We start from the raw sequence: 24,393 nt of genomic DNA, 5'->3' as shown, positions 1-24,393 counted from the left end.
ACGCCCTATCCGATGCCCCCGGACGGCGGCACCGCGCGCCCGCCGCCCCACGCCGAGTCGTCCCGCACCAGGAGGTCCGCGCTGGACCGCTCGGCGCCGTCCTCCTCGTCGTCCTCGTCGTCGGCCGCTGCTGCTCGCGCCGCCTCGGCCTCCTTGGCCGCCCTCATCTCGGCGAGCTGCTCCGGGGTGTAGTCCGGGCCGCCGCACATCGGCGGCTGGTCCCGCACCGGCGGCTGCTCGTCCTCGCCGAGGGTCGCGCGGCGCCAGGTCGCGAAGGTGGTGTCCTGCCACGGCGCGCTGTCCCGCAGCGCGTGGTCCGGCTTGGCCCGGTCGCCCTCGTCCTCCGCGGCTGGGCGGACGGCGAACGGGACCAGCCAGGGGAGGGCACCGACCGGCACGTCCCACGAACTGGTGTCCTTGTCCCCGACCGGCTGGACGATCGCAACGTGGTCCTCCTGCCGTTCGGGGGCTTCCTGGTCCACAGTGTCGCCTTCGGGACCGCCGGGTTCGCCGTCGTCGACCTCCTGCTGCGGGGCATCCCTCACGAGCGGGGCGTCCGCTTCGAACGGCGCGTCGGCCTCGAGCACAGCACCCGTGCCGAGCGGGATCTCGGTCCCGGTCGGCTTCGCCGCGAATGCGGGAACTTGCTGCGCCGCAGGGGGTTCGGCTTCGCCCGGGACGGTGACCGCCCGCTCCTTGGACCGCTCACCCGGCCCCGGCTGGGGCGCGGGCGCCGGGCTCGGCGGGAGTGGCGCGCCCCCGGCCGCGAGCGGGGCCGAGGCCACGGGCAGCACGGTGTCGTCCAGCTGCTCCTCACCGCCCGCGGCGCCGGGGGGCAGGTTCCCGGACATCGAGGTCGCGGCAAGCGGGGTCTCGCTGCCCGGGGGTTCCGGGGCGGGCCCGCCGGGGAGCGCACCGGCAGGTGCGTCGGGGTCACCGACCGCGGGCGGGGTACCGACCCCCGACCACGGCTCGTCACCGACATCCAGCAGACCGGAGGAATCCGACCGCTCACCACCCGCACCACCGGGAGCCGGCGGCGACACCGGAGGCATCATCGGCGGCACCCCACCTGCCGTCGACGCTGGAGGTGCGGAGACCTCGTCCTGTTCGGACGGCACCTCCGACACGGGCGCCTCCAACACAGGCGGCTCCGACACGGGCGCCTCGGCGAACGGCGTTCCCAAGCCCGGCCCGCCGGGGAGCGCACCAGCAGGTGCGTCGGGGTCACCGACCGCGGGCGGGGTACCGACCCCCGACCACGGCTCGTCACCGACATCCAGCAGACCGGAGGAATCCGACCGCTCACCACCCGCACCACCGGGAGTCGGCGGCGACACCGGAGGCATCATCGGCGGCACCCCACCCCGCTGGTCCAGGCCGCCGCCCTGCCCCGCGGGCAGGTCCCCTGGCGACCAGGACTGCTCGGTCGGCACCTCCGAACCGGGTAGCTCCGCGCCCGGCGTTTCGACACCCGGGGTTTCGGTGACCGGTGTTCCCGCGCCCGGCGTCTCAGCACTCGGCACGCCCAGGTCCGGCACGGCGGGCAGCGCCCCACCAGGCGCGTGGGGGTCACCGACCGCGGGCGGGGTACCGACCCCCGACCACGGCTCGTCACCGACATCCAGCAGACCGGAGGAATCCGACCGCTCACCACCCGCACCACCGGGAGTCGGCGGCGACACCGGAGGCATCATCGGCGGCACCCCACCCCGCTGGTCCAGGCCGCCGCCCTGCGAGGAATCCGGCAGACCAGGCGGTGCGTCGATCGCCGGAGGCGGCGCGTCGATCCCGGGGGGCGGGACTTCGCCGGTGGAACTGCCAGGCAGTTCGGCGCCCAGCCCGGACCCTCCCGGGGCTCCCAAGCCGGGGAGTTCCGGCGCATCGCCACCGGTGGGGGGCGGGGCCAGCGACGGAGGCGGCACCGGCCCTTGCGAGGACGGGTTCCTGCTGCCGCCAGGTGGCGGCGGAGTCGGCACCCGCGAGCCGGGCGGCTGGGCACCTGGCGGTGACGTCACCGGAGGCGGGCCCACTGGAGGTGGGGTCACCGGAGGCGGGCTCACCGGAGGCGGGGTCACCGGAGGCGGGGTCACCGGAGGTGACGTCACCGGAGGCAACTCCCCCGAGCCTGATGGGCCCCCCGTACCGGGCGGCCCGCCGAGCTCCGGAGTTGGCGGGACGTTCTGCCCCGACGGGTCGAAGCCCGGGGGTCCCCCAACACCCGGCGGGTCGGACACGGACGGCCCCCCGGCACCCGGGCCGTCGGACGCCGACGGACCTCCGACGCCCGGCGGGTCGGACACCGGCGGATCGGTCACCGGTGGCTTCTCCACCGGCGGCGGCCCTTCAACCTCCGGCGGACCATCCACCGGCGGCGGCCCCTCGACCTCCGGCGGACCATCCACCGGCGGCGGCCCTTCAACCTCCGGCGGACCATCCACCGGCGGCGGCCCCTCGACCTCCGGCGGACCATCCACCGGCGGCGGATCCAGGTCCGGCGGTTTCTCGGTGTCCGCCCCATCGGTCGGGGCGACCTGGACCGACCCCGGGTCCGGGACGTGCCACTTGTAGTTGCCCGAGAGCTGGATGAGCACGTTGCGCATGGCGGTGGTCATGGCCTCGACCACCTCCGGGTCCTCGCTCACCGTGACCAGGCCGTCGTCGGTGGTGCCCACGCCGCGGGCCTTGGCGACGGCGGCGTAGTGGGTGTCGATCGTGTTCACCGCGTTCTGCGCCCAGGCGAGCCAGTTCCCGTTGTCGTAGAGCTTGATCCGCACGTTGCTGTTGTCGCCGGTGCCGTCCTGGCCGCGCAGCACCTCCGCGTTCGCCTCCAGGTGCTGGGCGAAGGTCTGCATCTTCGCGAGGAACTGCTTCGCGGCCGGTCCCTGCCACGCCCCGTCCTCACCGGCCAGCGCCTCCGCGTGCTGGCGGAGGCTGGTGGCGACGTTCTCCATGGTCTTCTCGGCGTGGTCGAAGTACGTCGAGGCGACGCGCAAGGTCTGCGGGTCGACGAGGTCCAGCAGCCGGGTCGACTGATCACCCGCGACGGCGGCGCCTCCCGTGATCGATGCCTTGATCGTCTTCCAGTCCCACGAGTAGAAGTCCTCGTTCTCCGACTGCCCGTCGCGCTTGGCGAAGACGCCGTCGTCGCCCCTGCTGACGTTCGGCAGCTCGTCCTCGTCGGCCATCGCTCCAACTCCTCAGAACATTGCTCGCTGAACTGCGAAATCGCCCCGGCGACCGGGGAGAGAACCGGGCGGACCGACGGCCGCCACCGCGCGGCGGCTACGCCTGGGCCTCGCCGTTGCCGCTTGACTTCAGGTTGTCGATGCTGCCGTAGAGCTCGGCCATCTCGGGGGCGAGCTTCTCCGCGGTGAGCTTGTTCAGCTCCTCGCTGTTCTCGTACTCCCGCGAGATCTTGTTCATCGTCTCGTTGATGTCGAACAGGGTCGCGGCCGCGTTGGTCATGAAGGTCTCGACCCCGCTCTTCAGCTTCCCGTTGACCTCGCTCCGCAAGCCGTAGGCGGTGCTGAACGCGCCGGGCTTGACATCGACCTTGGTCACGAGGTCCCGCGACTCGACTATGATCTGCCGCAACTTCTCCGCCACTCCGGCGAACTGCCGCATGGCCTCCTGGTTGACCACGACCTCGCGCGCCCGCGCTCCGGCACCGGCGTGGCCGCCGAAGTCCGGCGCCTTGGGCACCTCGGCGACCTCCGGGGCGTTGTCGTCGGCGAGCTCGGAACCGTTCGAGTTGATGTCGAAGTAGTTCTTGTCCGGGTCGTAGTCGCCGCCGTAGTTGGCGTCGGGGATGTGCTCGTTGAACTTGTCGTAGGCTTCGCCGATCTCGGGCCACTTCTCGTGGCCCTCACCGGTCGCCGGCGAAGCCATCAGGCTGCCGTAGGCGTGCAGGAGGTCCCGCTCGTGCTCGGTGAGCCAGCCCTTCTCGACGTAGGTGTCGACGCTGTCCCAGTCGATGGCCTGGTAGCTCTTCCACCCCTGGTCGTCGTACATCCAGTACTCGAGGTCGCTGCCGTCCCTGGCCACTTCTTCCTCCTCAAGGCTTCAAGTCCGGGCGCGGACGGGCTCGTCCGCGCGGATGGCCGCCGGTACGCATCGGCGCTCCCGGCGGCCAGGTCCACACCGCTTCCGGTTCAGCCGAAGTCTCGCCAGCTCTGCGTCGCGCGCACTTCGGTCGTGCCGTAGCCCTCGGCGATCGAGCCCAGCCTCCGCTGGGCCTCCTTGAGGTGCTCGGGCATCATGGCGGCCTGCTTGTTCCACTCCGCCTTGGCCTCCGCGTAGGCCTGCTTGGCCGAACCGGTCCAGTCCGCGGTGCTGGACTCGACCGCGGCCTGCATCTGGTCCAGGGCCTGCCGGACGTGGGTGTTCACCTGGTGCATGTCTTGCAGCGTGGCCTCGGCGATGTTGAAGTCGAACCGGTAATCGGACATGCTCGTTCCTCTCTCGTGCGGGGAAGATCAGACGCCGGGCAGCGGCGGCAGCGCGGAGACGAAGGACTGGGCGACGTTCGTGGCCTCGTCCTCGGCAGCCACGTACGCCTTGGTGTTCACACCCATCTCCTCCATCATGTGGAGCAGCTTCTCGATGATCTTGTTGAAGGAGAGCTCCCAGTTGTCCATCGCGACGTTGAACCTCTGCGACGCCTCCCCGTGCCAGGACGCCTGCAACGCCGCCATCGTGGTGTTCACCCGCCGCAGCTGCGTGGTGAAATCACTTGCGGTCTGGGAGAAGTGCTGTGCCGCCTGCTGCATTCCCGGTGTGGCGGTCTGCACCATCTGATTGGCCATCGGTGGAACCTCTCTTCGATCGGTGTTCCTGCACCACTCGGATCGCCCGAGCTACGGGTGCAGTCCAGTGTCGGCACCTGACCGGGCCCGCGGGCAACGGATCCGCGGGCGGTTGCCCAAAAGTTCTCGATCTCTGCCCCTTCGCCGACGCCCGCGCCCGCGGGATCGCGTCCGCGCGCGCGAACCGGGAAGCTCGGGGGGCTCCCGGAGGTCGGGAAGTCGAGGAGGCGTGCGGAGAATGGCTGTCGGTTCCAGCCGGGACCTGGTGCGGGCGCGGACCGAGGACAAGGTCGTCCAGCTGGTGAACGCGGAACGGGCGAAGCGGCGGCTCCACCCGCTCACCATCGACGAACGCCTCCGCCGAGCCGCGCGCTGGCACAGCGCCGACATGGCCCGGCGCGGCTTCTTCGCGCACCAGGCGACGCGCGGCCCCTCGCCCTTCGAGCGGATGCTCGCCGCAGGTTTCGAGGAGCCCGGCGGCGAGAACATCGCGGCCGGGCAGCAGACCCCGGCCGCGGTCGTGCGCGCTTGGATGCAGAGCATCCCGCACCGCGCCAACATCCTGCACGCGGAGTTCCAGCACATCGGCGTCGGAGTCCACATCGGTCCCGACGGTCCATGGTGGACCCAGAACTTCGGCTACTGAGGGGTTTTCGGGCAGAGCCGGTTACCGAACTCGCTCAACGCACCGCGCGAGCGCCGATTCGCGCCCCGGAACACCGGTAGGAAGGGAGTGTCCGCAACGGAACTGGCAGATTGGATCGACGACGATGCGGAAGACCAATTCGGGCCGGATGGCCCGCGCAGCCGGCGTGGTCGGCGCCCTCGGCGTGGCGCTGACCCTGACCACCACCGGGATGGCGCAGGCCGCCACCCCCGGTCACCTGACGATCTGCAACCACCAGGGCTCATCGGTCACGGTGAAGTTCCCGGGGCGCGGTGGTCTCAGCTACTCGCCCGGCATGGGCCCGACCTGCACCACCTTCAACAGCGCCGGCCAGGGCAACGAGCGGATCGACGTGTTCGCCGGTGGCCGGTTCCTGGGGTCGAGCATCTACAACGGACAGCGCGGCACCGAGGTCCACGTGGTCCCCGGCCCGAGCTTCTACGTCTCCTGAGGCCACGCGAGGGCCGTCCGGACGCCGTTCGGGACGGCCCTCCGGAAGCAGACGGGTCAATGCGCTGCGGAGCCGGATCCCGGGAGGTCGAACCGGTAACCGACGCCCCACACGGTCTTCAGCAGCACCGGTCGGGACGGGTTGTCCTCGATCTTCTCCCGCAACCGGCGGACGTGCACCGTCACCGTGGAGGCGTCCCCGAAGTCGTGCGACCAGACCTCCCGCATCAGCTCGTCGCGCCGCACCACCCGGCCCGCGTTCTGGATCAGGAACACCAGCAGCTCGAACTCCTTGACCGGCAAGCTCAGCTCGCGCCCGGCCTTCGTGACCACCCGCGCCGACCGGTCCACCTGCAGATCACCGGCGCGCAGCACACCATCGGGCCGCGCCGCGGGCGCGGCGTGCGTGCGGCGCAGCACGGACTGCACCCGCAGCACCAGCTCGCGCGGGCTGAACGGCTTGGTGAGGTAGTCGTCGGCGCCGAACTCCAGACCGCGCAGCCGGTGCTCCTCCTCGCCCAGCGAGGTGAGCATGATGATCGGCACCTGGCTGGACCCGCGCAGCTCGCGGAGGACCTGGATGCCGTTGAGGCCCGGCAGCATCACGTCGAGCACGACGAGGTCCGGCGCGATCTGCCGCGCCAGCTCCAAGCCCATCGCACCGTCCGAGGCGTGCACCGGGGTGAAGCCGGACCGCTGCAGGTAGCCGGTGACCACCTGGGCCACCGTCGGATCGTCCTCCACGACCAGGACCCGCTGCCCGCTGCCCTGCGAGCGGCGCTCCGCGCTTCGATCAGCCTGAGTCATCCCTGGATCCCGCTTCTCACCGTCGATCTCCTCCCACCCTAATCCGGATCACCGGGCTGCTCGCCGACCGGAGGAGCGGCCGCGCCCGCTGGACCTGCGACGATCGCGAAGGGCTGGCTTCCGCGTGACGAAACTACCGAAGAACTGTTACGCACCACGGCGCGAAGCGCTCACATGAGCACTTCCAACAGCACCACCGCTGTCCGTGATCCGTCATGGCACGGCGGCGGGAAGCCGGATCTCGAAGCGGCAGCCGCCCGGGACCTCGCGCACCGACAGCTCGCCCCCGTGCTCCCGCGCGATCCCCTGCACGATCGCGAGCCGGAGACCGGCCCCCCGGTGGTCGGGCACATCCACTCCGGACCGCTGGCCCGAGCCGCCACCGGGTTCGACACAGACCGACACGGTGGTGCACCTCTCGCCGCCCCACGCGTCCACCGAGACCGTGCCGCCGCCTCCCGCGCAGCGCATCGCGTTCACCAGGAGGTTGTCGATGGCGCGGGCGATCTCCGCCCGGTCCGCCGAAATCACCTCCGGTTCGACCCATCCCGCCCACACCCGCACCCCACCTTCGGCGGCGACCGCTTCCACGCCCTGGACGGCGTCGCCGACGAGTTCACCGAGCGCCACCGACGTGCGGTGCAGGGCGTCCCCACCGGCCTGCACCCGGGTCGGGGCGAACAGCTCGTCGACCACCTCCGCGAGCCCCTGCACCTCGAGGCGGCCGCGCAGCAACTGCTGGCCGTCCCGCATCACCGGCACGCAGAGCAGCAGCCCAGCGCTGATGCCCGCGACGCCCATCGAGACGATGACCACGGGCTCACCAGCGAGGTGCTCGGGCAGCCCGCTGGTGAGCATCGCGGTGCCCGCGGTCATCGCGATCACGGTGATCACGATGACCGCGGCGAACGGGACGGCCACGGGGAAGCGGCGCAGCAGCCGCAGCACCACGGCGCCGACCAATCCGACACCGACGAACTCGCAGGCGGCGAGCAGCACGATCAGCAGGGTCGATCCGGTCATAGCTCCGCCGTGCCGCCTCCGGTCGACGACTTCCCCGCGCTCATGCCGCACGCCACCCGCGCAGGGCGGCGGCCCGACCGCGCCGAGGTGCGATCGTCACGAGCTCGACGCGGGAGCGGCAGCCCGTCTTGGCGAACAGCCTGGTCAGCTGCCGTTCGACGGCCTTCTCGCTCAGGCCGAGCTGCGCGCCGATCCGCCGGTTGGTGAACCCCTCGCTGATCAGCTCGACGATGCGGGCCTCGGTGTCCGACAAGGACACCGCAGCTGCGGAGCCGGTGCTGCGCACCACAGCGGGTTTCCGGAACTCCCGCGGTGGGGAGGGCAAGCGCGGTGTGGCGGCGTGGCCCGCGGCCGACGCCGCGAGCGCCGGGCAGAGGCATCGCAACCAGCCCCGCGGGTCGGACACCAGCAGGCCGTGCTCGACGAGCAGGTCCAGCGTCCGCCCGCACTCGGCGATGTCCGCGCCCAACGCATCGGCAACCGCCGGCAGCTCGTCCACATCGAGCTCACCGCGCCTGGCCGCCGCGGCGAGCAGCCGCGGTCCGAGGTGCCCCAGGCGGGCCGCCCGACGCAGCAGCTCGTGGTGCTGCGGCAGCTTGATGGGAGCAGCCGGGTCGACCAGCCGAAACCCGTTGTCTCCAGCAATGATCCGGCCCTGCTCGGCCAGCTCCGCCACGGCCGCCAGCACGGTGCCGGGGTTGCCGTACAGGGGGCCGAGGGCGGTGCGCAACGCCTGGTGCGCGCTCCCGTCGAAGTCGCCGACGATCCGCGCGATGTGCTCGTCGTCGAGCTCGTCCAGGTCCAGCACGTCGTCGGCCATGCCGAGCAGCTCGGTGGCCGCCGGGCTCGGTGTGGCGTCGTCCCGCACGGACACGATCACCGCGCAGCCGGGGCGGCGAGCAGCCAGCAGCAACGGGATCGGGTCGGGGATCTCCAGCACGTCGTCGATGAGCACCGCGACCGGCCCGAGGCTCCCGATCCGGCCGAACGCCCAGGTCAGCTCAGCCGCCACCGCGGCGAACCGCGGGCCGGTGACCGCGGCCTCGCACTGGTGGAACCGCGCCAGCTCGCTGATCGCCTCGACCAGCCCGCAGTCGCCGAACTGGTCGAAGTCCCGGCGGAGCGCGTCGACGAGCGCGCCCACGCCGTGCTGGTCGGGGCGGGTCGGAGCGGACGCGCTGGCCCGCAGGTGCGCCACCCGCGTTCCCCTCGACCGCCAGCGCCGGGCGGTGACCTCCAGCAAGCGGGTCTTGCCCAGGCCGGCCCCGCCCCGGACGACCACCAGGCGGGGGGTGTGCTCGCAGTCCCGCAACGCCGACCGCAGCGCGGCCAGCACGTCGTCCCTGCCCTCGATCGACATCTGTTCCCGTCCCACGACGTTCCCGTCCTTCGTCCTGGCGCCCTCACCGCACTTGCGGGGCCGGACGTTATCCCCAGGACGAGCCGAAAGCCCTGGTCGGAAAGCCTCCCGAACGACAGAATTTAGATTTCCGCAAGGAACTCGGAGTGGTGCGCGCCCAGGCAAGGAATCTTTAATGATCTGGTCATGGACCGAGAACGGATTCGGCCGGATGTCGTGGCAATACTGGGGATGTGCTGACCTCACGTTCAACGAACCACCCGCACCGCGCGACGGTCCCCACACTGCCGCAGCGCGCGGCGCGGCACAGCCCCCTGGACGCCAACGCTGCCCGAGCGGCCCGGTCGGTTGCCTGTTCGTCCGGCCACGAGGAGCTCGTCGACCGGGTGCTCGACGTCTGCACCCGGCACTCGGGCACTCCGCTCGTGCTGGTCACCGGGCCAGCCGGGATCGGCCGCAGCCGGGTGCTGGAGCAGGTTCGCGCGCGGCTGACCGGCCAGCACACCACCACGGTGAGCATCCGGCTCTCCAGCGGTGACCGGGATCTCCCGAGCCTGGTGACGAGGATCGCCACCGAGCTGGGCGAGCCGCCCGCGCGCGGCGAGTCCAGCGCGGCCGTGCTGCGGCGACTGCTGGCGACCTTGACCGGACGGCGCCGGATCGTGATCTTCCTGGACGACGCGCACTGGCTCACCCCGCGGTACCTGCCCACCGTGCGGTCGGTGCTCGGCGCGTTGGCCGGTTCCCGGACGACGCTCGTCTGCGCCGTTCGCACCCCCACCGCCCCCACTGACCTGGCCCAGCTGCGCGCCCGCGGGCTGGTGCACGAGGAGCGGGTCCGACCGCTGCCGGTGTCCGGTGTGGAGCACCTCCTCTCCTCGCTCCTCGACGCCACGCCCGCACCGGGGCTGGCCGCCGAGCTCCGGAACGCCTGCCGGGGTGTGCCCGCGCTGGTGCGCGCCGCTGTCGAGGGCTACCTGGCGTCGGGGTGCCTGCGGGTCGTGGACGATCATGCCCACCTGGTGCGCTGCGGTGCGCCTCAGCTGCCGGTCACGCACCCGCTGTTCGCAGCCCTGCGCGACCCGGTCACCTGGTCCGCGGCCAAGGTCCTGTCGGTGCTGCACCCGCTGGGCGACGCGGCACCGTCGCTGATCGCGGCGGTGACGGGCCGCAGCGAAGCCGAGGTACTCGAAGCCCTGCACGAGCTCCGCGCGTGGGGGGTGATCACGCACCGCAACGGCTGGCGGTTCCGGGCGCCGATGCTCGCCACGCTTCTCGCCGGGTGCCTCGGCCCCTACGAACGGCGCACGAGCGCGCAGCTCGCGGTGACGGCGATCTGGGACGGCACGGCCGATCCCGGTGGCAGCTACCTCGCGGACCGGATCGTGGACGCGGGCAAGCTGGTGGACGCCGAGCGGGCGGCCACGGAGCTGCTGGCCCGCGGCGAGGCCGCACCGGACCATCCGCACGCCGCGCGATGGCGGTGGGCGGCATGCGAGCTGATCGCTGATCCCGCGCAGCGCGCCGCAGCACTGCACCGGCACGCGGTGCTGTGCGCCCGCCACCAGCGGTTGGCCCTCGCAGGCGAGGCGGCCGAGGCGGCGCTGCGGGACCACCCGACCTCGCTGCAGCCGGATGCCGCGCAGGAATTGTTGGTCATCGCCCTCGCTGGGTTGGCCAGCAAGGCCAACGCGGTCGAGCTGCGCCAGTTCGCTTCGACCGGCTGGGATTCGACGCCCGGCAGCGAGGCGAGCCGGGTCGTCGCTCGCGCCGCCGCGCTCTGCCTGCTCAACCGCTGGTCGGAGGCGCGCGACGAGCTCCGCACCAGTCACGGTCAGTGGCGCGGAACCGGTTCGGCGGCCTTGGCGCACGCCATCGCCGACGCCGCGGTCGCTGTCGCGGGCGGAACCGCCCCCGCCGCTCCCCAGTCACTCCGACCCGCGGTGGAGGCGGCTCGGACGCTGCTCCAAGCGCTCGGTCTGAACGGACTCGGCGCTCCTGCGGACGAGGGGACCTCGACCGGCCGAGCCGTCAGCGCCGCCGTGGCCGGGCAGTGGGAGCGCGCGCTGGAGCTGGCCCGGTCGGCGATCGCGGCCGCGTCGGTCCACGGCGATCCCCCCGGCCAGACCGAGATGTTCCGGGAGGTCACCACCATCCTCACCGCCCGCGGTCAGCTGAACCGCGCCCGGGCCGTCCTCGAGGACACCCGTCACCGACACCTGCTGCTGCCCCACCGGCTGGCCGCGCCGGAGTCGGAGCTGGAGCTGGCGCTCGGCTCGCAGCAGCGATCGCGGGATGTCCTCGCGTCAGCGCTCACGACCGCCGCCGAGAACGGCGTCGTGGTCGGCACCGACGAGTTGTGGCTGCGCCTGGCCGAGCTGGAGTCCCGGCGCGGTGACCAGGCTGCCGCGAGGCGGTGCGCGAACCGGGTCGAGCAGATCGCGGCCCGCCTGGGCTCCGCGGAAGCCCATCGCAGCTGGCTGCTCGCGCAGGTGATCGTCGAACACTCCGCCGCGGCCGCTTCGGAGGTCCTGGCGCTGGCGGCGGAGCAGGACCGGCCCTTCGAGTTCGCGGCGACGGTCACCACCGTGGCGGAATGCGGTTTCGGGGATCAGAAGCTCCTGCGCACGGCGTACGAGGCGTACGGGGAACTCGGTGCGCTGATCCCCCGCGCCCGGCTCCGGTTGCTGATGCGGGCGCACAACGTGGCGGTGCCCGGCCGCAACGCGACCGTCGCGGAGAACGAACGGCTGCTGGCCACCCTCGTCACCGAAGGCCTGACCAACGCGCAGATCGCCACCGTGCTGGGCACCAGCGAGAAGAGCGTGGAAGGTCGGCTGACCAGGTTCTTCCAGCGCACCGGGTACCGGTCACGCGCCGAGATCGCGACCGCGACGCTGCGTGGCTGCGTGTGACGGCGCCCGGGGCCGACGCCCCCGGGCGCCGTCGGCCCGGCCGAACCGCCGGGCTACTGGCCGAGCGGGGTGAACACGCCGCCGAGCTCGTCGCTCCAGTCGGTCCACGGACCGGCGGCCGGTTTTTCCTGGTGGGTGCTCACCATGCTGCCCTTCGCACCGATGCCGTAGACGAAGATCCGGCCAGTCGGGTCCTGCGCCGCGCCCACCAGCTCGGTGATGGCGCCACCGTGGTCGACGGCCTTCACCTCGGGCGGGATGCCCCAGATCTCCTGCAGCGCGCCGTGCTCGTTCAGCCCGTAGATCACCACCGTGCCCTTGGCGTCGTTGATCGCGACGGGCTTGCCCACCAGGCGTTGCCCCATGTCCTGCCACCCCGACCAGGTGCCGGAGGCGGCTTCCGCCTCGCGGTTCTTCTGCAGCGAACCGTCCGCCCGCAGCGCGAACACGCACAACCGCCCCTTGGCGTCCATCGCCGCCGCCGGAGTTCCGGAGAGGTCCCCGCCCATGCTCGTCGGCGGCGTCCACTCGTTCGCACCAGCGCTCGTCTCGGCCACCGCCCACATCTGCCGGTCGGGCCCGATCGCGAAGACCCGCAGCTTGCCCCGGGAATCCCGGTAGATCACCGGATCGCCTTCCGCGACCGCCGGCAGTGGACGCCAGTCGGTCCACTCGTCCGCACCGATCTCCGCCTGCTTGACCACGCGCACCGCACCGTCGGCCGCCCGAGCCGCGACGACGAGCTTGCCCTGCGCGTCCGGTGCCACCGCTGGCGTGCCCACCAGGCCCCCGCCCGCGAGGTCCGTCCACTGCTCGAACGGTGCTTGGGCCTGCGCGGCTTGGTGCTTGAACCACAGGTGGCCATCGACGCCGATGTAGAACGCCGCCAGCTCGCCGTGCCCGTCGCGCACCGCCACCGGCGCGCCGGCAGCGCTCCCGCCGAGGTTCGTCCACCCGCTGGGCGTGTCCCCCGACTGCGACGACGTGAAGCTGCGCAGCACCGCGTCGTCCTGCCCCCGCGCCAGCAGTGCCAGCCTCCGCGCGTTGTCGACGGCCACGGGTGCGCCGGGTAGCGGGGAGATCACCGTGGGCCTCGGTTGGCTGACCACCCCGGGCACGACCGGGCTCGGCACCCCCGGGGCCGCGGCGTCCTTCAGCCCCGTCGCCTGGCTGAACGCCACGATCGGGGCCGTGATCAGGATCAACCCACCGATACCAGCCAGCACCAGCAGCCGCCGGTCGCTGCGCCGCTGGACGGGGACCATGGGCATGGTCGGCTGGTCAAGGGCGGGGTGGTCGGGCAACGGCACCGGGGCCTGCGACCCGCCGGACCGCCCCGGCCGGTCGCCGCGCGTGAACAAAGGCATCAGCCACACCCTCGGGTTCGGGACACAGACGAGATGGCTGCGTCCAACAGTAACGATCTTCGGAGAGCGCGGACCCACCGGTGAGGGGATTCCCGCCAGCCAGCTCCGCGACCGCCTTTCCCCCTCACCACGTTGAACACTCGGATCATGGTTCGCGCGTGTCCTGTCGGCGCTGGGGGCGGAACGGGTCGCGGGCACCGCGCCGACCAGCACGCTCGAAAGGCACGTCGGAGGAAGAGCGCGATGATGACCAAGACCGAACCGGCAACGCACTCGGCACGCTCGACCGAGCACGAGCCGGAAGCGCAGCCGCGCGTCGCGGTGTGGGCATCCGATCCCATCACCTTGACCGGGTTGACCGAGATGCTCCTGCCGAGCGCCGAGGTGTTCGTGGCGGCGAACAGCTTCCCCGCTGATGTCGACGTGCTCGTCTTCGCCGCGGACAACGTGACCCCGGAGGTCGTGGACCACATGCGGCGGGCGGCCGCCCGGACGACCGCACCGGCAGTCCTCGTCGTCAGGCAGCTGGACCGCTCCGTCCTGATGCGCATGGTCGAGTGCCGCGTCGTCGCGGTGCTGCACCGCAACGCGACGACCGGGGAGCGGCTGGCCGATGCGATCAAGATCGCCTCGGATGGCGGCGGCGCGCTGCCCACCAACTTGCAGGGCGAACTGCTGCGGCAGCTGGAGCACCTGCACCGCGAGGTCCTGGAGCCGCACGGGTTGAGCTCCGCCGGGTTCACCTCCCGGGAGATCGACATCCTGCGGCTGCTGGCAGAAGGGCTTGGCACCGAGGAGATCGGCAAGAAGCTCTGCTACTCGGAGCGCACGGTGAAGAACGTCATCTACGCGATGACCAGCCGCCTGAACATGCGCAACCGCCCGCAGCTGGTCGCCCACTGCGTGCGAGCGGGCATCATCTGACCTCCCCGCGCAGGAGCCCCCCACCGAGCGACCGTCGCGCGAAGGGCCGTCGGCGCCTGCGGAATCGGCGGCACCCACCGGACGTGCGTGGCACGTCGACCCCGATTCTTACGGGATCATTAAATGAGGTGAGCACCTTCCTTGAAGGTGGAGCGCCCTGATCCGGCAGCGCCTAGATTGCGATCCGCAGGCGTCGTGTCGTGAAGGGAGGCCGGTCGTGAAGCGGGACCGGGCATTGACCGAACCCCGGCACGGGGCGCTGTTCGCGGCGATCTGCTCCGCACCGGACGCGGTCGACACCTGCGGGTTGGCCGCGGGGTCCACGACGTGACAGGGCCCGGCCGAACGCACCCCGGCCGACCGCACCGCGTCCTGCTGGTGCAGGACGGCCCCATCGTCGTCGACCTGGTCATGGGCTACCTGCAGCGCGACGGCATCCTGCCCGCCGCGGCGGGCGATGCCGAGACGGCGCTGCGGTTGGTCCACAGCCTGCTCCCGGACCTGATCGTCGTCGACGTGGCGCTGCTGGGCGCCGAGAGCGCCTCGTTCTGCGCACAGGCCAGGCAGCGAGTCGACGCCTCGTTCGTCCTGATCACCCCTACGGCGCAGGGACATCTCCCGCTCGACGAGGTCGCGGTGGACGGCTTCCTGACCGCGCCGGTCAGTCCCCGCGAGCTGGTGCAGTGCGTCTGGGCCGTGCTCCGTCGCGGTGCCGGGCCCGCCCCGCTGGAGAAGCCGCTCGAACTGGTCGCCGGTGACCTGGTGCTGGACCAGGTGTCGCGGGTGGCCACCAAGGGCGGGCGCACCCTGGCGCTGTCGGCCCCGGAGTTCGACCTCCTGGCGCTGCTGATGAGCGATCCAGGACGTGTGTTCCGCCGCGACGAGTTGTTCGAGGTGCTGTGGGAGAAGCACTTCGAGGACCTGGCGAGCATCGCCGTGCACGTCCACCGGCTGCGCGAGAAGATCGAGGACGATCCAGCTCGACCCGCTGTGCTCGTCACGGTGTGGGGTGCGGGGTACCGCTTCGACCCGCAGGGCCGGGCTCCGAGGTAGATCGCTCGCACTCGGAGAACGGCGTACCCGGGCGTTGCCGGACGGCAGTGCTCCGCAGCCACCTGGCACCAGGTGGCTGCGGAGCTTCGGTCAGCTCCCGCGGGCGCGGTTGTGGGGCTGACCGGGGACCACCCGCCGTGCCGCTCAGAGCGGTCGAGAACGGCTGATCCCCCTGCGGTGCCGCGTCGGTGCGGGCCGCAGACCCGCTGATCTCACCGTCGCAGGACAAAGCTAGGACGGGTGCCACCCGTCGAGCAGAACCCCACGTCCCCGGAGGGGAAACCCTCACCGAGCACCGCCTGGTCCACATAGGGCAGAACAGTGAGGCACGGTCACCACCACCTATATCGGGCACCGGCCGAGGGTTTTCCCTCAGCGCGTCGTGCTCCGCGAACCTCCCAGGCGCAGCTGCCTACCTTCGGGGGTGACGGCACCCGCCGTACATCTGCGTTTCGAAGTAGGAGAGGAACCATCATGCAGATCCGCAAGATCGCCACGACCGTGGCGCTGTGCGCCGCTGGGATGTCCGTGCTCGGTGCGGGCAGCGCGCTCGCCGAGGGTTGGCACAACGAGATCTGGGGCACCAACCTCACCGAGCAGGACTGCCACGCCCGCATGAACGAGGCCATCAAGAACCCCAACGTCGGCGGCGCCATCTGCGAGGACGGCAACCACGACGGCAAGTACGAGCTGACCGTCAGCGTCCGCAACTGATCGCGGTGCGGCGGCGAAGCACCCCGCCGCCGCAAGCTGGTCACCCGCGCGGAGCCGTTGGGCACGGTGTGCAGCGTCTCCAGGGGTTTTCGTCAGGCGGGCACCAGCGCCTGAAGCGCGTGGTGCCCGCCTTGCCAGCGCTGACGCAGCTGGCGATCGTGACTGACGACCACGAGAGCGCCGCGACAGGTCACGGCGCACCGAGCGGTGGCTGCCGCTCCGCGACAGCCGGGTGCCGGGCGAGGAGCTCGTCGAGCCGGGTGCCGACGTCGGAGCAGTTCTGCCTGACGATCGCGAGGAATGCCGCGAGGACGGGCGAGGAATCGGTCGCCCGGAACGACATCCGCAGATCCGGTAGGCGGAACCGCGGTTCGACGTCGCAGAACCAGACGTCGTTGCGGGCGAGGAGCCGCATCCGGGTCGGACCGAGCCCGACCCCGGCGCAGCACGCGGCGAGCCCGGCGATCGTGTGGATGTCGCGTGCGATCGCGGCGCCGTCCAGGACGGCCGGATCCGCCCCGAACAGCGGTCGCAGGTAGGACGCTGCCGCGTCCGCGCTCACCACGAGCGGCTCCCGGGCCAGCTGGTCGACGCCGACGGACGGGCGCCCCGCGAACGGGTGCGCCGTGGAGACCACGGCCACCAGGTGGTCCGCCCCGATGGGCACCGTGATCAGGTCCTCTGCGCCAGCACCTCGAGGACTGCCCCGTCCGACGGCCACGTCCAGCTCGCCTGCGAGCAGGGCGTCCGACGAGGCGGGGCTGTCCAGCTCCTGCAGGGTGAGCCGGACGTCGGGGTGGGTCCTCCGGAAGCGGCCGAGCACGTCCGGCAGCGGGGCGAGCAGCGCGGACCCGATGAACCCGATCCGCAGCCGCCCCGTCTCCCCGCGCGCGGCCCGGCTCGCGTCGACGCTGGCGCGGCTCATCTCGGCGAGTGCGCTGCGCGCCCTGGCTAGGAAGGCTTCCCCCGCGGCGGTGGGGAAGACGCCGCGGGGCGTGCGGTCGAAGAGCCGCTCGCCGACCTCCCGTTCGAGCGCGGCGATCTGGGTCGACAGCGGCGGCTGAGCGATGCCGAGCGATGCGGCGGCGCGGCCGAAGTGCTGATGTTCGGCGAGTGCCAGCGCGTAGCGGAGGTGACGAGCTTCCACCAGGACGACGATACGTCAGAAATATTGCCACGGGCGTTGTGAGATATCGCAGTGGATAGCGCAGGTCCTGTGCGGTGGTCTGGTCGAGTCCTGCGATCAGACTTCGAAGGGGTTCCCGTGAACCGTCCGTCCTCGGCCGAGACCGTCGTCCTGCTGGTGCACGGCGCCTGGCACTCCGCGCTGCACTGGGCCTCGACCCAGCGTCTCCTCGCCCGTCACGGCGTCGCTTCCGTGGCCATCGACCTCCCGGGAGCCGGGCTCGGCGCCCCGGTCCCGGCCGGGTACTTCGAGCCCGGCCAGCCCGGGTTCGCCACCGAGAGGTCGGCGCTGCACGACATCACGATGCGGGACATCACGGACGTGGTGATCGATGCGCTGGTCACCGCGCGCTCGCGGTACCGGAACGTGGTCCTCGTCGCGCACAGCGCCGGTGGGGCGCCGGTGTCGGCCGCCGCGGAGCAGGCCCCCGAGCTCGTCGACCGGCTGGTGTACCTCTCCGCGTTCGTCGCCGCGGGCAGGCCCCGGTTCGCCGACTACATCAACGCCGAGGAGAACGCCGGTGCCGTCCAGATCCCGCCGGTGGCCGACCCGGCGCAGCTCGGCGCGTTCCGGATCAACCCGCTGTCGCCGGATCCGGCCGCCATCGACGTGATCCGCCGGGCCTTCCTCGACGACCTCCCCGAGGGCTCCCCGGACTCGTGGCGCCACTTCCTCCACCCGGACCACGCGTTCGCCAGCTTCACCGCACCGGTGGAGGTCACGCCGGGGCGCTGGGGGCGTCTGCCGCGCACCTACGTCAGGTTGACCGACGACCTCGCCCTGCCGCCCGCGACCCAGGGCTTGATGATCTCCGAGGCGGACCAGGTCACTCCGGACAACCCGTTCCAGGTGCGGTCCCTGCCCGGCGGCCACTCGCCGTTCGTGGTCCGCCCGGCGGAGCTCGCGACACTGCTCGCGACCATCGCCCTGCAGGGCACGGCAGTCCGATGATCCTGCTGCGCTCGCCGTCGCTGAGGCGGCGGCTCATCCTGCCGATCATCCTGTCCGGCACGTTCGTCCAGCTGTTCAGCGTGACGGTCCTGCAAGTGGGTGTCGTCGACGTCCGGCGGGATCTCGGCGCCGGTGCAGGCGAGAGCCAGCTGGTCCTCGCCGGGTACACCCTCACCTACGCCTGTTCGCTGATCGTGTCGGCGCGGTTGGGCGACCGGTACGGGTACCGGCGGATGTTCGTCGCCGGGCTGGCGCTGTTCACCGCGAGTTCCCTCGGTGCGGCAGCGGCGCCCGGGGCGTGGGTGCTGATCGCCTTCCGCTTGGCGCAGGGCTTCGGCAGCGGGCTCATGGCACCGCAGATCCTGTCGATCATCCAGTCCGCGGTGCCCGCGCACCGCAGGCCCGCCGCGCTGAGCGCCTTCGGCGCGACGATGGCGGCGGCCTCGCTCGCGGGCCCGGTGCTCGGCGGTGTGCTGATCCAGCTCGACCCGCTGGGGCTGGGTTGGCGAGCGGCCATGCTGCTGACGGTGCCTATCGGGCTCGTGGCCCTCGCCCTCTCCCCCGCGTTGCCGTCCGTCCGCACCGAACAGCGCCCGGCGCGGCTCGATCCGGTGGGGTCGGTCCTGAGCCTGCTGGGCTCCGCGCTGCTGATCCTCCCCCTGACGATGGGGCGGGAGACGGGCTGGCCGTGGTGGACCTGGGTGAGCCTCGCGCTGGCCGTGGTCCTCCTCGCCGGTTTCGCGGTCTCCCAGCGGAGAGTGGCCGATCCCCTGGTGCATCCGTCCACAATGGCCGATCCGGCGACGAGGTGGGGGCTCGGCACCGTCCTGGTCTTCAACGCGGGCGTGCCGTCGTTCACGCTCCTGCTGTCGATGCACCTGCAGGGCGCGGAGGGCTGGAGCCCCCTGCAGGCCGGGCTCGGCGTCACCCCGTACGCCCTCGGCGCGCTGGCTGGCAGCGGGATCGCGAACAGGCTGGGCGGACGTGAGGGCCCCGGGGCGCTCGCCGCCTCCTCGCTCACCCTGGCACTCGTGTCGTTCGCCGTCCCGGTGAGCCTCGACCTGCTGTGGCTGTACTGGCTCGCGCTCGCCCTCGGCGGCGCCGGGTTCGGGCTGTTCACCGCATCCGCGTTCACCCAGGTCATCGGCAGGGTCCGACCCGAGGCCGCCAGCTCGGTCTCCGGCCTGCTCCCGACCGCCCAGCAGCTGGGCGGAACGCTGGGCGTCACGCTCGCGGGCCTCGTCTACGCGGCATCCGCCCCGAGCACCTCAGGCTCGTTGTGGCACGGGATGACCTACGAGGCCGTAGCGTTCGCCCTCGCCGCCGCCTGCGCCATCGGTCTGGCCCGCCAGGGACCGCGGCCCCAGGGTCATGCCGATGGGAAGCTGGCCCCGGTCAGGTCTTCGGAGAGGGTCCAGATCCGACGGGCGTCTTCCGGGCTGCGGAGGCGCGGGTAGAGCTTCTGCTCTGCCGGTGGGCCGGAGAAGTGGCGGAAGCCGTCGGGGCCGTAGAGGCGGCCTCCTCCGGCGCTGGGGGAGGTTGCGGCGTGGAGTGCGGGCAGCAGCGCCGACTCCACCTCGCCGAACAGGATGCCGCGGGCTGCCAGGGCTCGGATGAGGCGCACCGTTGTCGTGTCCCGGCTGCGGCCCACTTCCGGGCGTGCCGCGAGGAGGTTCGTGGGGGTCACGCCGGGATGGGCGAGGTTGCTCGTGATCCCCCAGCTCGCGGCGCGGCTGCGGCGGTCCAGTTCGAGGCCGAAGAGGCCGAGGGCGATCTTCGACTGGCTGTAGGCGCGGTTGCCGCTGTAGGCCCGCTCCCACTGGAGGTCGTTCCAGTTGATGGAGTGCCGGTTCGCCGCGACGCTGATCTGCGAGGTGACGCGGGCCCTTCCTGCGCGCAGGAGCGGGAGCAGGCGGGCCACCAGGGCGAAGTGGCCGAGGTGGTTGGTGCCGAGCTGCAGCTCGAAACCGTCCTTCGTGGTCTGCCGGTCGGGCGGCGTCATCACCCCGGCGTTGTTGACCAGGACGTGGATCGGGCGGCCCTCGTCGGTGAGCTGGTCCGCCAGCGCGGCGACCGATTCCAATGAGGACAGATCCAGTTCGCGCAACGAGATGTCGGCGTCCGGGTGCTGCTGGCGGATCTTCGCGAGCGCAGCCTCGCCCTTGCGCGGGTTGCGGACCGGCATGACGACCTCCGCGCCCGCCGCGGCGAGCCGGGTCGCCAGCCCCAGGCCGACACCGTCGCTCGCCCCGGTGACCACCGCGAGCTTGCCGGTGAGATCGGGAACCGGGATGTCCGTCGCGGTCCTCGCCATGCGCTGCTGCCTCCCGCTCGGATTCTGACACTTGTCAGATTAAGCGTATTCTGACAGGCGTCAAGACCCCAGGCCGGGACACGTCGGAGTCGTGGGGAGAATGAACGCATGGCGGCAGAGGAGTCGGTGGTGCGCGGACCGGGGCGTCCTCGGGCGGGCGCGCGTCCGGCGCCCTCCGAGAAGGAGGTCCTCCGGCGGGGCATGGAGGCTTTCGCCGAGCTCGGCTACGACCGGACCTCGGCGCGGGAGCTCGCAAAGCGCCTCGGCGTCAGCCACAACTTCATCAACGACCGCTACGGGTCCAAGGCCAACTTCTGGCGAGCCGTGGTGGATTCAGCGCTCGAAAGCGACCAGCGGGAACGTCAGCAGCTGCTCGAAGCCGACCTCGACGACGCCGAGCGGGTTCGCGCCGTGATCACCCACTTCTACCAGGCTGCCGTCGCGGCGCCGCTGCTCGGCCGCGTGCTGGCCGACGAGTTCAGCCGCGAGTCCGAGCGCCTGGACTACCTGTACGAGAACTACGTCGGGCCGACGCTGGAACCGCTGGTGCCCGCCGTCGAACGGCTCATGGCGGCGGGCCGCATGCCCACCGTGCCCGTGGACGTCCTCTTCTTCGCCGTGATCAGCCCGGTCGCAGCCCTGGTGCAACTGCCGCTCGCGCACCGGCTCGGCCGCCCCCGGCCGGTCACCGGGGAGAGCCAGGCCCGCACCGCGCGCGAACTCGCCGACCTGATCGCGGACCGGCTGCTCAGCCGAAACCCGCGCTAGCCCGGACGATCTGCGCGTTCGGCACCGCGGTGCGGGCCTCCGGATCATCGGCGCGCGCGGGTGCGCGGGAGCAGGGCCGCGGCGAGGACCAACCAGATGAGGCCGCCGAAGCGGACGACCGGGAGGAGGTAGCCGAAGGCCGGAGCCAGGAGGGTGAGCGTGGAGATCATCCCGGCGGCGGCGAGCACGAGGCCGGTCCAGGTCACCGCGCGGGGGAGCAGCCCGGCGAGCAGGCTCGTCACGGAGGTTCCGGCGATCAGCAAGGCGAACGCCACCGCGTAGCCGGGGCCGCCGGACAGGAACGACAGGTCTGCCAGGGCGCGGGCCAACGCGGGGCTGGCGTCCGCTGGCAGGCGGCCCCCGGCCCAGGCGAGCATTGCGCTCATCGCCAGTTGGCCAGCGGCCAGCACCCCGCCGACCAGGGTGATCGCCGAGCCCGGGGCGGTGATGCCCAGCGCGCGCAGGCGTCTGTACAGCACCGCGCGTCGCGCACCGGCGCCTGCGGCGTGGCTTCTCCGGCGCGAACGGCCCACTCGTCGTCTGCACGAGGTCTCCAGCGATTGCGGATCAGCTGCTGGAGATCGTGCGATGCGGAACTCCCGGTGTCGTCGGCGCGAACGCGACATCTGGCGTACGCAGATCTGCGTACGAGAACATCGGCGGCGAACGCACATCGAGTCCGCCGCCGATGCTCCTCGGCCGACCGGAGGTCAGCTCTCCGGTGCCGCCGCCTCCAGGTCGGCGATGGTGCCGGACATGATCGTGCGGACGTGGTCGGTGATGTGGTCCAGCGGCCAGTCCCACCAGGCGATCTCGAGCAGGCGGGCGATTTCCGCGTCGTCGTGACGGGTTCGGATCAGGCGGGCCGGGTTTCCCCCGACGATTCCGTAGTCCGGCACGTCGGAGGTGACCACCGCGCCGGTGGCGATGATCGCGCGGTGGCCGATGCGGACGCCGGGCAGGATCGTGGCGTCCCGGCCGATCCAGACGTCGTTGCCCACCACCGTGTCCCCCCGGTTCGGGAGGTCGGTGAGCAGGTCGAAGTGGTCCGACCACGAGCCGCCCATGGTGGGGAACGGGAAGGTCGAGGGGCCGTCCGCCCGGTGGTTGGCGCCGTTCATGATGAACCGCACCCCGGTGGCCAGCGCGCAGAACTTGCCGATGATCAGCTTCTCCGGTCCGTAGTGGTAGAGCACGTTCCGGGTCTCGAACGCGGTCGGGTCGTCCGGGTCGTCGTAGTAGGAGAACTCCCCGACCTCGATCAGCGGGGACGTGACGAGGGGCTTCAGCAGCACCACGCGCGGCTGGTCGGGCATCGGGTGCAGCACGGTCGGGTCGGCGGGGACGTTGGGCACGGGTGGAACTCCTCCAGGGGTTTCGTCAGGCGGACACCAGCGCCCGCAGCGCGTGGTGCCCGCCTCGCCAGCGCTGGCGCAGCTGGCGGTCGTGGCTGACGACCACGAGGGCGCCGCGGTAGTCGGCCAGGGCGGTTTCCAGCTCCTCGACGAGGTCGGGAGACAGGTGGTTGGTGGGTTCGTCGAGCAGCAGCACGTCCGACGGCTCGGTGACCAGCCGCGCCAGCGCGAGCCGCTGCCGCTGCCCGGTGGAGAGGTTCTCCACGCGCGTCGTGAACTGGGCGCTGGTGAACAGCCCCAGGGACAGCAGCCGTTCGGCGTGCTCGGCGGTCTGCCCGGGACGCCCGCGGGCGAAGGCCGCCAGCAGCGTCTCCCCCGGCACGGCCGGGCCCGGTTCCTGCGCGAGGTAACCGATCCTGCCGCGGCGGGTCACCGTGCCGCTGTCCGCGGCGAGCTCCCCGGCCAGCACGCGCAGGAGCGTGGTCTTGCCCGCTCCGTTCGGGCCGGTGATCAGCAGGCGGTCACCCGCGGCGACCGCGATGCTCGTCCGCTCCAGCCGACCCGCGACGGCGACGTCCTCGGCGTCGAGAACGGTGCCCTGCACACGACCGGCCGGTGGGGTTGCCGCGAAGCGCAGCGGTTCCGGCGGTGGTGGCACCGGGTCCGCGAGCAGGCGGCGCAGGCGTTCCTCGGCGTTGCGGACGCGGCTGGCCAGCGACCGCTGCACCCGTCCGCCCGCCCGGTCGTAGGCCATCTTGTTGTTGTCCCGCATCGCCCGGCCCGGGGCGACGTCGCGGGCGGTGGTGGCCGCGACCTCGCGGAGCCGGTCGGTTTCGGCCCGCCACTCCGCGTGGGCCTGGACCCACCGCTGCCGCGCCGCCGCCTTCTCCGCGCGGAACCCCGCGTAGCCGTTGCCGTAGCGGACGACGCGGTGCCGGTCCAGGTCGACCTCCAGCAGGCTGGTCGCGACCCGTTCCAGGAAGGCGCGGTCGTGGCAGACCGCGATCGTGGTGCCGCGCCGGGCACGCAGGTGGTCCTCCAGCCAGGTCAGGGCGTCGTCGTCGAGGTGGTTGGTCGGTTCGTCCAGCAGCAGGACCTCGGGGCTGGCCGCCAGCACGGCGGCCATGCGCAGCCGGACCTGCTCGCCGCCGGACAGCCCGCCGACGGCGCGATCGCGGTCCACCAGCCCGAGCCCCAGACCGCGCAGCGCGCGCTCCACCCGGGCGTCGGCGTCGTAACCGCCGCGCAGTTCGAAGACCGTGGTCAGCTCGCCGTACTCTGCCATCCCGGATTCGTCGCCGTCGGCCATCGCGGCCTCCAGGTCGCGCATCCGCTGCTCGATGGCGCGCAGGTCGCCCAGCGCGCGGTCGATGACGTGCTGGACCGTCAGCCGCGGCGGCAGCCGCTCGTCCTGCGCGAGGTAGCCGACGCCGCCGTCGGCGCGGACGATGATCTCTCCCCGGTCGGGCTGCTCGCGCCCGGCGAACAGGCGCAGCAGGGTGGACTTCCCGGACCCGTTCTCGCCGACGATCCCGGTGCGCTCACCCGCGGCGAGCGAGCAGGTGACCGCGTCGAGGACGCGCTTGCCGTGGAAGGACTTGCTGACCGCGAGCGCGGTGATCTGCGTTGGCATGCATGTGCTCCGAAGCATTCGAGGGCGAGGCGGTCAGCGGGGACCGCAGGGCGGGACGAACGCTTCGGAAGAGCATCGGCGACCTCACTAGTGCGACA

Annotated in this window: 22 protein-coding genes; 9 read left to right on the top strand and 13 right to left on the bottom strand. The window is 72.1% G+C overall.

The annotated features are described in order from the left end of the window. Positions 1-5: 5 nt before the first annotated feature. From F1721_RS23750 to F1721_RS23735, 4 genes are all read right to left on the bottom strand, one after another. Positions 6-3,188 carry a WXG100 family type VII secretion target gene (locus tag F1721_RS23750; RefSeq protein ID WP_150068970.1) on the bottom strand — a complete coding sequence of 1,061 codons (3,183 nt, stop codon included), beginning with the start codon at positions 3,186-3,188 and terminating at the stop codon, positions 6-8. 97 nt (positions 3,189-3,285) lie between these two features. After that, the gene (locus tag F1721_RS23745) at positions 3,286-4,047 is read right to left on the bottom strand and encodes a hypothetical protein (RefSeq protein WP_150068969.1); all 762 of its coding nucleotides are present in this window, start codon (positions 4,045-4,047) and stop codon (positions 3,286-3,288) included. A 107-nt stretch (positions 4,048-4,154) separates the two neighbouring features. Next, entirely contained in the window at positions 4,155-4,451 is a 297-nt protein-coding gene (locus F1721_RS23740; RefSeq protein WP_150068968.1) for a WXG100 family type VII secretion target, read from the bottom strand. A gap of 27 nt (positions 4,452-4,478) precedes the next feature. After that, positions 4,479-4,808, bottom strand: coding sequence for a WXG100 family type VII secretion target (locus F1721_RS23735; RefSeq protein ID WP_150068967.1), 330 nt, complete (start codon positions 4,806-4,808; stop codon positions 4,479-4,481). Positions 4,809-5,046: 238 nt separating this feature from the next. Here F1721_RS23735 and F1721_RS23730 point away from each other — a divergent pair, with 238 nt between their 5' ends. Beyond that, positions 5,047-5,454, top strand: coding sequence for a CAP domain-containing protein (locus F1721_RS23730; protein WP_150068966.1), 408 nt, complete (start codon positions 5,047-5,049; stop codon positions 5,452-5,454). Between the two features lie 124 nt (positions 5,455-5,578). After that, positions 5,579-5,926, top strand: coding sequence for a hypothetical protein (locus tag F1721_RS23725; RefSeq protein ID WP_150068965.1), 348 nt, complete (start codon positions 5,579-5,581; stop codon positions 5,924-5,926). Between the two features lie 56 nt (positions 5,927-5,982). Here the strand turns inward: F1721_RS23725 and F1721_RS23720 are convergent, their stop codons facing one another. The 3 genes from F1721_RS23720 to F1721_RS34825 all read right to left on the bottom strand — a co-directional run bounded on the left by F1721_RS23720 (position 5,983) and on the right by F1721_RS34825 (position 9,130). After that, positions 5,983-6,732: a response regulator transcription factor gene (locus F1721_RS23720; RefSeq protein WP_150068964.1), complete on the bottom strand. Its 750-nt coding sequence runs from the start codon at positions 6,730-6,732 to the stop codon at positions 5,983-5,985. A gap of 213 nt (positions 6,733-6,945) precedes the next feature. Then, complete coding sequence (locus F1721_RS23715) at positions 6,946-7,755, bottom strand: sensor histidine kinase (RefSeq protein WP_150068963.1); 810 nt, start codon at positions 7,753-7,755, stop codon at positions 6,946-6,948. A gap of 40 nt (positions 7,756-7,795) precedes the next feature. Next, entirely contained in the window at positions 7,796-9,130 is a 1,335-nt protein-coding gene (locus F1721_RS34825; RefSeq protein ID WP_211840591.1) for a LuxR family transcriptional regulator, read from the bottom strand. 218 nt (positions 9,131-9,348) lie between these two features. On the opposite strand from F1721_RS34825, the gene F1721_RS23705 reads away from it, so the two are divergent. After that, positions 9,349-12,030: an AAA family ATPase gene (locus F1721_RS23705; protein WP_150068962.1), complete on the top strand. Its 2,682-nt coding sequence runs from the start codon at positions 9,349-9,351 to the stop codon at positions 12,028-12,030. 53 nt (positions 12,031-12,083) lie between these two features. On the opposite strand, the gene F1721_RS23700 is transcribed toward F1721_RS23705, so the two are convergent. Continuing rightward, positions 12,084-13,397, bottom strand: a complete 1,314-nt coding sequence (locus F1721_RS23700) for a PLL family lectin (RefSeq protein WP_150068961.1) — start codon at positions 13,395-13,397, stop codon at positions 12,084-12,086. Between the two features lie 243 nt (positions 13,398-13,640). Between F1721_RS23700 and F1721_RS23695 the strand changes: the two genes are divergently transcribed. The 3 genes from F1721_RS23695 to F1721_RS23685 all read left to right on the top strand — a co-directional run bounded on the left by F1721_RS23695 (position 13,641) and on the right by F1721_RS23685 (position 16,088). Beyond that, positions 13,641-14,321 (top strand): helix-turn-helix transcriptional regulator, encoded by a 681-nt coding sequence (locus tag F1721_RS23695; RefSeq protein ID WP_246155265.1) that lies wholly within the window; start codon positions 13,641-13,643, stop codon positions 14,319-14,321. Between the two features lie 327 nt (positions 14,322-14,648). After that, positions 14,649-15,374: a response regulator transcription factor gene (locus F1721_RS23690; RefSeq protein ID WP_150068960.1), complete on the top strand. Its 726-nt coding sequence runs from the start codon at positions 14,649-14,651 to the stop codon at positions 15,372-15,374. A 474-nt stretch (positions 15,375-15,848) separates the two neighbouring features. Then, positions 15,849-16,088 (top strand): hypothetical protein, encoded by a 240-nt coding sequence (locus F1721_RS23685; protein ID WP_150068959.1) that lies wholly within the window; start codon positions 15,849-15,851, stop codon positions 16,086-16,088. Positions 16,089-16,278: 190 nt separating this feature from the next. On the opposite strand, the gene F1721_RS23680 is transcribed toward F1721_RS23685, so the two are convergent. Next, the gene (locus F1721_RS23680; protein ID WP_150068958.1) at positions 16,279-17,235 is read right to left on the bottom strand and encodes a LysR family transcriptional regulator; all 957 of its coding nucleotides are present in this window, start codon (positions 17,233-17,235) and stop codon (positions 16,279-16,281) included. Between the two features lie 117 nt (positions 17,236-17,352). Between F1721_RS23680 and F1721_RS23675 the strand changes: the two genes are divergently transcribed. Both F1721_RS23675 and F1721_RS23670 read left to right on the top strand, forming a co-directional pair. Continuing rightward, positions 17,353-18,225 carry an alpha/beta hydrolase gene (locus F1721_RS23675; RefSeq protein ID WP_150068957.1) on the top strand — a complete coding sequence of 291 codons (873 nt, stop codon included), beginning with the start codon at positions 17,353-17,355 and terminating at the stop codon, positions 18,223-18,225. Next, entirely contained in the window at positions 18,222-19,682 is a 1,461-nt protein-coding gene (locus tag F1721_RS23670) for an MFS transporter (protein ID WP_150068956.1), read from the top strand. The genes F1721_RS23675 and F1721_RS23670 overlap by 4 nt, the downstream gene beginning before the upstream one ends. Here F1721_RS23670 and F1721_RS23665 read toward each other — a convergent pair. Next, positions 19,595-20,539: an SDR family oxidoreductase gene (locus F1721_RS23665; RefSeq protein ID WP_150068955.1), complete on the bottom strand. Its 945-nt coding sequence runs from the start codon at positions 20,537-20,539 to the stop codon at positions 19,595-19,597. The two genes, F1721_RS23670 and F1721_RS23665, sit on opposite strands and share 88 nt — an antisense overlap. A gap of 108 nt (positions 20,540-20,647) precedes the next feature. On the opposite strand from F1721_RS23665, the gene F1721_RS23660 reads away from it, so the two are divergent. Beyond that, complete coding sequence (locus F1721_RS23660; protein WP_150068954.1) at positions 20,648-21,307, top strand: TetR/AcrR family transcriptional regulator; 660 nt, start codon at positions 20,648-20,650, stop codon at positions 21,305-21,307. Between the two features lie 44 nt (positions 21,308-21,351). Here the strand turns inward: F1721_RS23660 and F1721_RS23655 are convergent, their stop codons facing one another. The 3 genes from F1721_RS23655 to abc-f form a co-directional block, all read right to left on the bottom strand. Beyond that, positions 21,352-21,786: a hypothetical protein gene (locus F1721_RS23655; protein WP_211840590.1), complete on the bottom strand. Its 435-nt coding sequence runs from the start codon at positions 21,784-21,786 to the stop codon at positions 21,352-21,354. 231 nt (positions 21,787-22,017) lie between these two features. Beyond that, entirely contained in the window at positions 22,018-22,623 is a 606-nt protein-coding gene (locus tag F1721_RS23650; protein WP_211840597.1) for a CatB-related O-acetyltransferase, read from the bottom strand. 64 nt (positions 22,624-22,687) lie between these two features. After that, positions 22,688-24,295: a ribosomal protection-like ABC-F family protein gene (gene abc-f / locus F1721_RS23645; protein ID WP_195141512.1), complete on the bottom strand. Its 1,608-nt coding sequence runs from the start codon at positions 24,293-24,295 to the stop codon at positions 22,688-22,690. Positions 24,296-24,393 lie beyond the last annotated feature (98 nt).

Source organism: Saccharopolyspora hirsuta, from assembly GCF_008630535.1.
Taxonomy (GTDB): Bacteria; Actinomycetota; Actinomycetes; order Mycobacteriales; family Pseudonocardiaceae; genus Saccharopolyspora; species Saccharopolyspora hirsuta.
Note: the sequence above shows the minus strand (reverse complement) of the source record. Positions and strands in the feature narration are given on the sequence as shown.

What these genes read in the sequence shown, in the direction of transcription:
- F1721_RS23750 (WP_150068970.1), bottom strand. Translation starts at nt 3,188, where the DNA reads ATGGCCGACGAGGACGAGCTGCCGAACGTCAGCAGGGGCGACGACGGC.
- F1721_RS23740 (WP_150068968.1), bottom strand. Translation starts at nt 4,451, where the DNA reads ATGTCCGATTACCGGTTCGACTTCAACATCGCCGAGGCCACGCTGCAA.
- F1721_RS23735 (WP_150068967.1), bottom strand. Translation starts at nt 4,808, where the DNA reads ATGGCCAATCAGATGGTGCAGACCGCCACACCGGGAATGCAGCAGGCG.
- F1721_RS23730 (WP_150068966.1), top strand. Translation starts at nt 5,047, where the DNA reads ATGGCTGTCGGTTCCAGCCGGGACCTGGTGCGGGCGCGGACCGAGGAC.
- F1721_RS23725 (WP_150068965.1), top strand. Translation starts at nt 5,579, where the DNA reads ATGCGGAAGACCAATTCGGGCCGGATGGCCCGCGCAGCCGGCGTGGTC.
- F1721_RS23720 (WP_150068964.1), bottom strand. Translation starts at nt 6,732, where the DNA reads ATGACTCAGGCTGATCGAAGCGCGGAGCGCCGCTCGCAGGGCAGCGGG.
- F1721_RS23715 (WP_150068963.1), bottom strand. Translation starts at nt 7,755, where the DNA reads ATGACCGGATCGACCCTGCTGATCGTGCTGCTCGCCGCCTGCGAGTTC.
- F1721_RS23700 (WP_150068961.1), bottom strand. Translation starts at nt 13,397, where the DNA reads ATGCCTTTGTTCACGCGCGGCGACCGGCCGGGGCGGTCCGGCGGGTCG.
- F1721_RS23695 (WP_246155265.1), top strand. Translation starts at nt 13,641, where the DNA reads ATGATGACCAAGACCGAACCGGCAACGCACTCGGCACGCTCGACCGAG.
- F1721_RS23685 (WP_150068959.1), top strand. Translation starts at nt 15,849, where the DNA reads ATGCAGATCCGCAAGATCGCCACGACCGTGGCGCTGTGCGCCGCTGGG.
- F1721_RS23670 (WP_150068956.1), top strand. Translation starts at nt 18,222, where the DNA reads ATGATCCTGCTGCGCTCGCCGTCGCTGAGGCGGCGGCTCATCCTGCCG.
- F1721_RS23665 (WP_150068955.1), bottom strand. Translation starts at nt 20,539, where the DNA reads ATGGCGAGGACCGCGACGGACATCCCGGTTCCCGATCTCACCGGCAAG.
- F1721_RS23660 (WP_150068954.1), top strand. Translation starts at nt 20,648, where the DNA reads ATGGCGGCAGAGGAGTCGGTGGTGCGCGGACCGGGGCGTCCTCGGGCG.
- F1721_RS23650 (WP_211840597.1), bottom strand. Translation starts at nt 22,623, where the DNA reads ATGCCCGACCAGCCGCGCGTGGTGCTGCTGAAGCCCCTCGTCACGTCC.
- abc-f (WP_195141512.1), bottom strand. Translation starts at nt 24,295, where the DNA reads ATGCCAACGCAGATCACCGCGCTCGCGGTCAGCAAGTCCTTCCACGGC.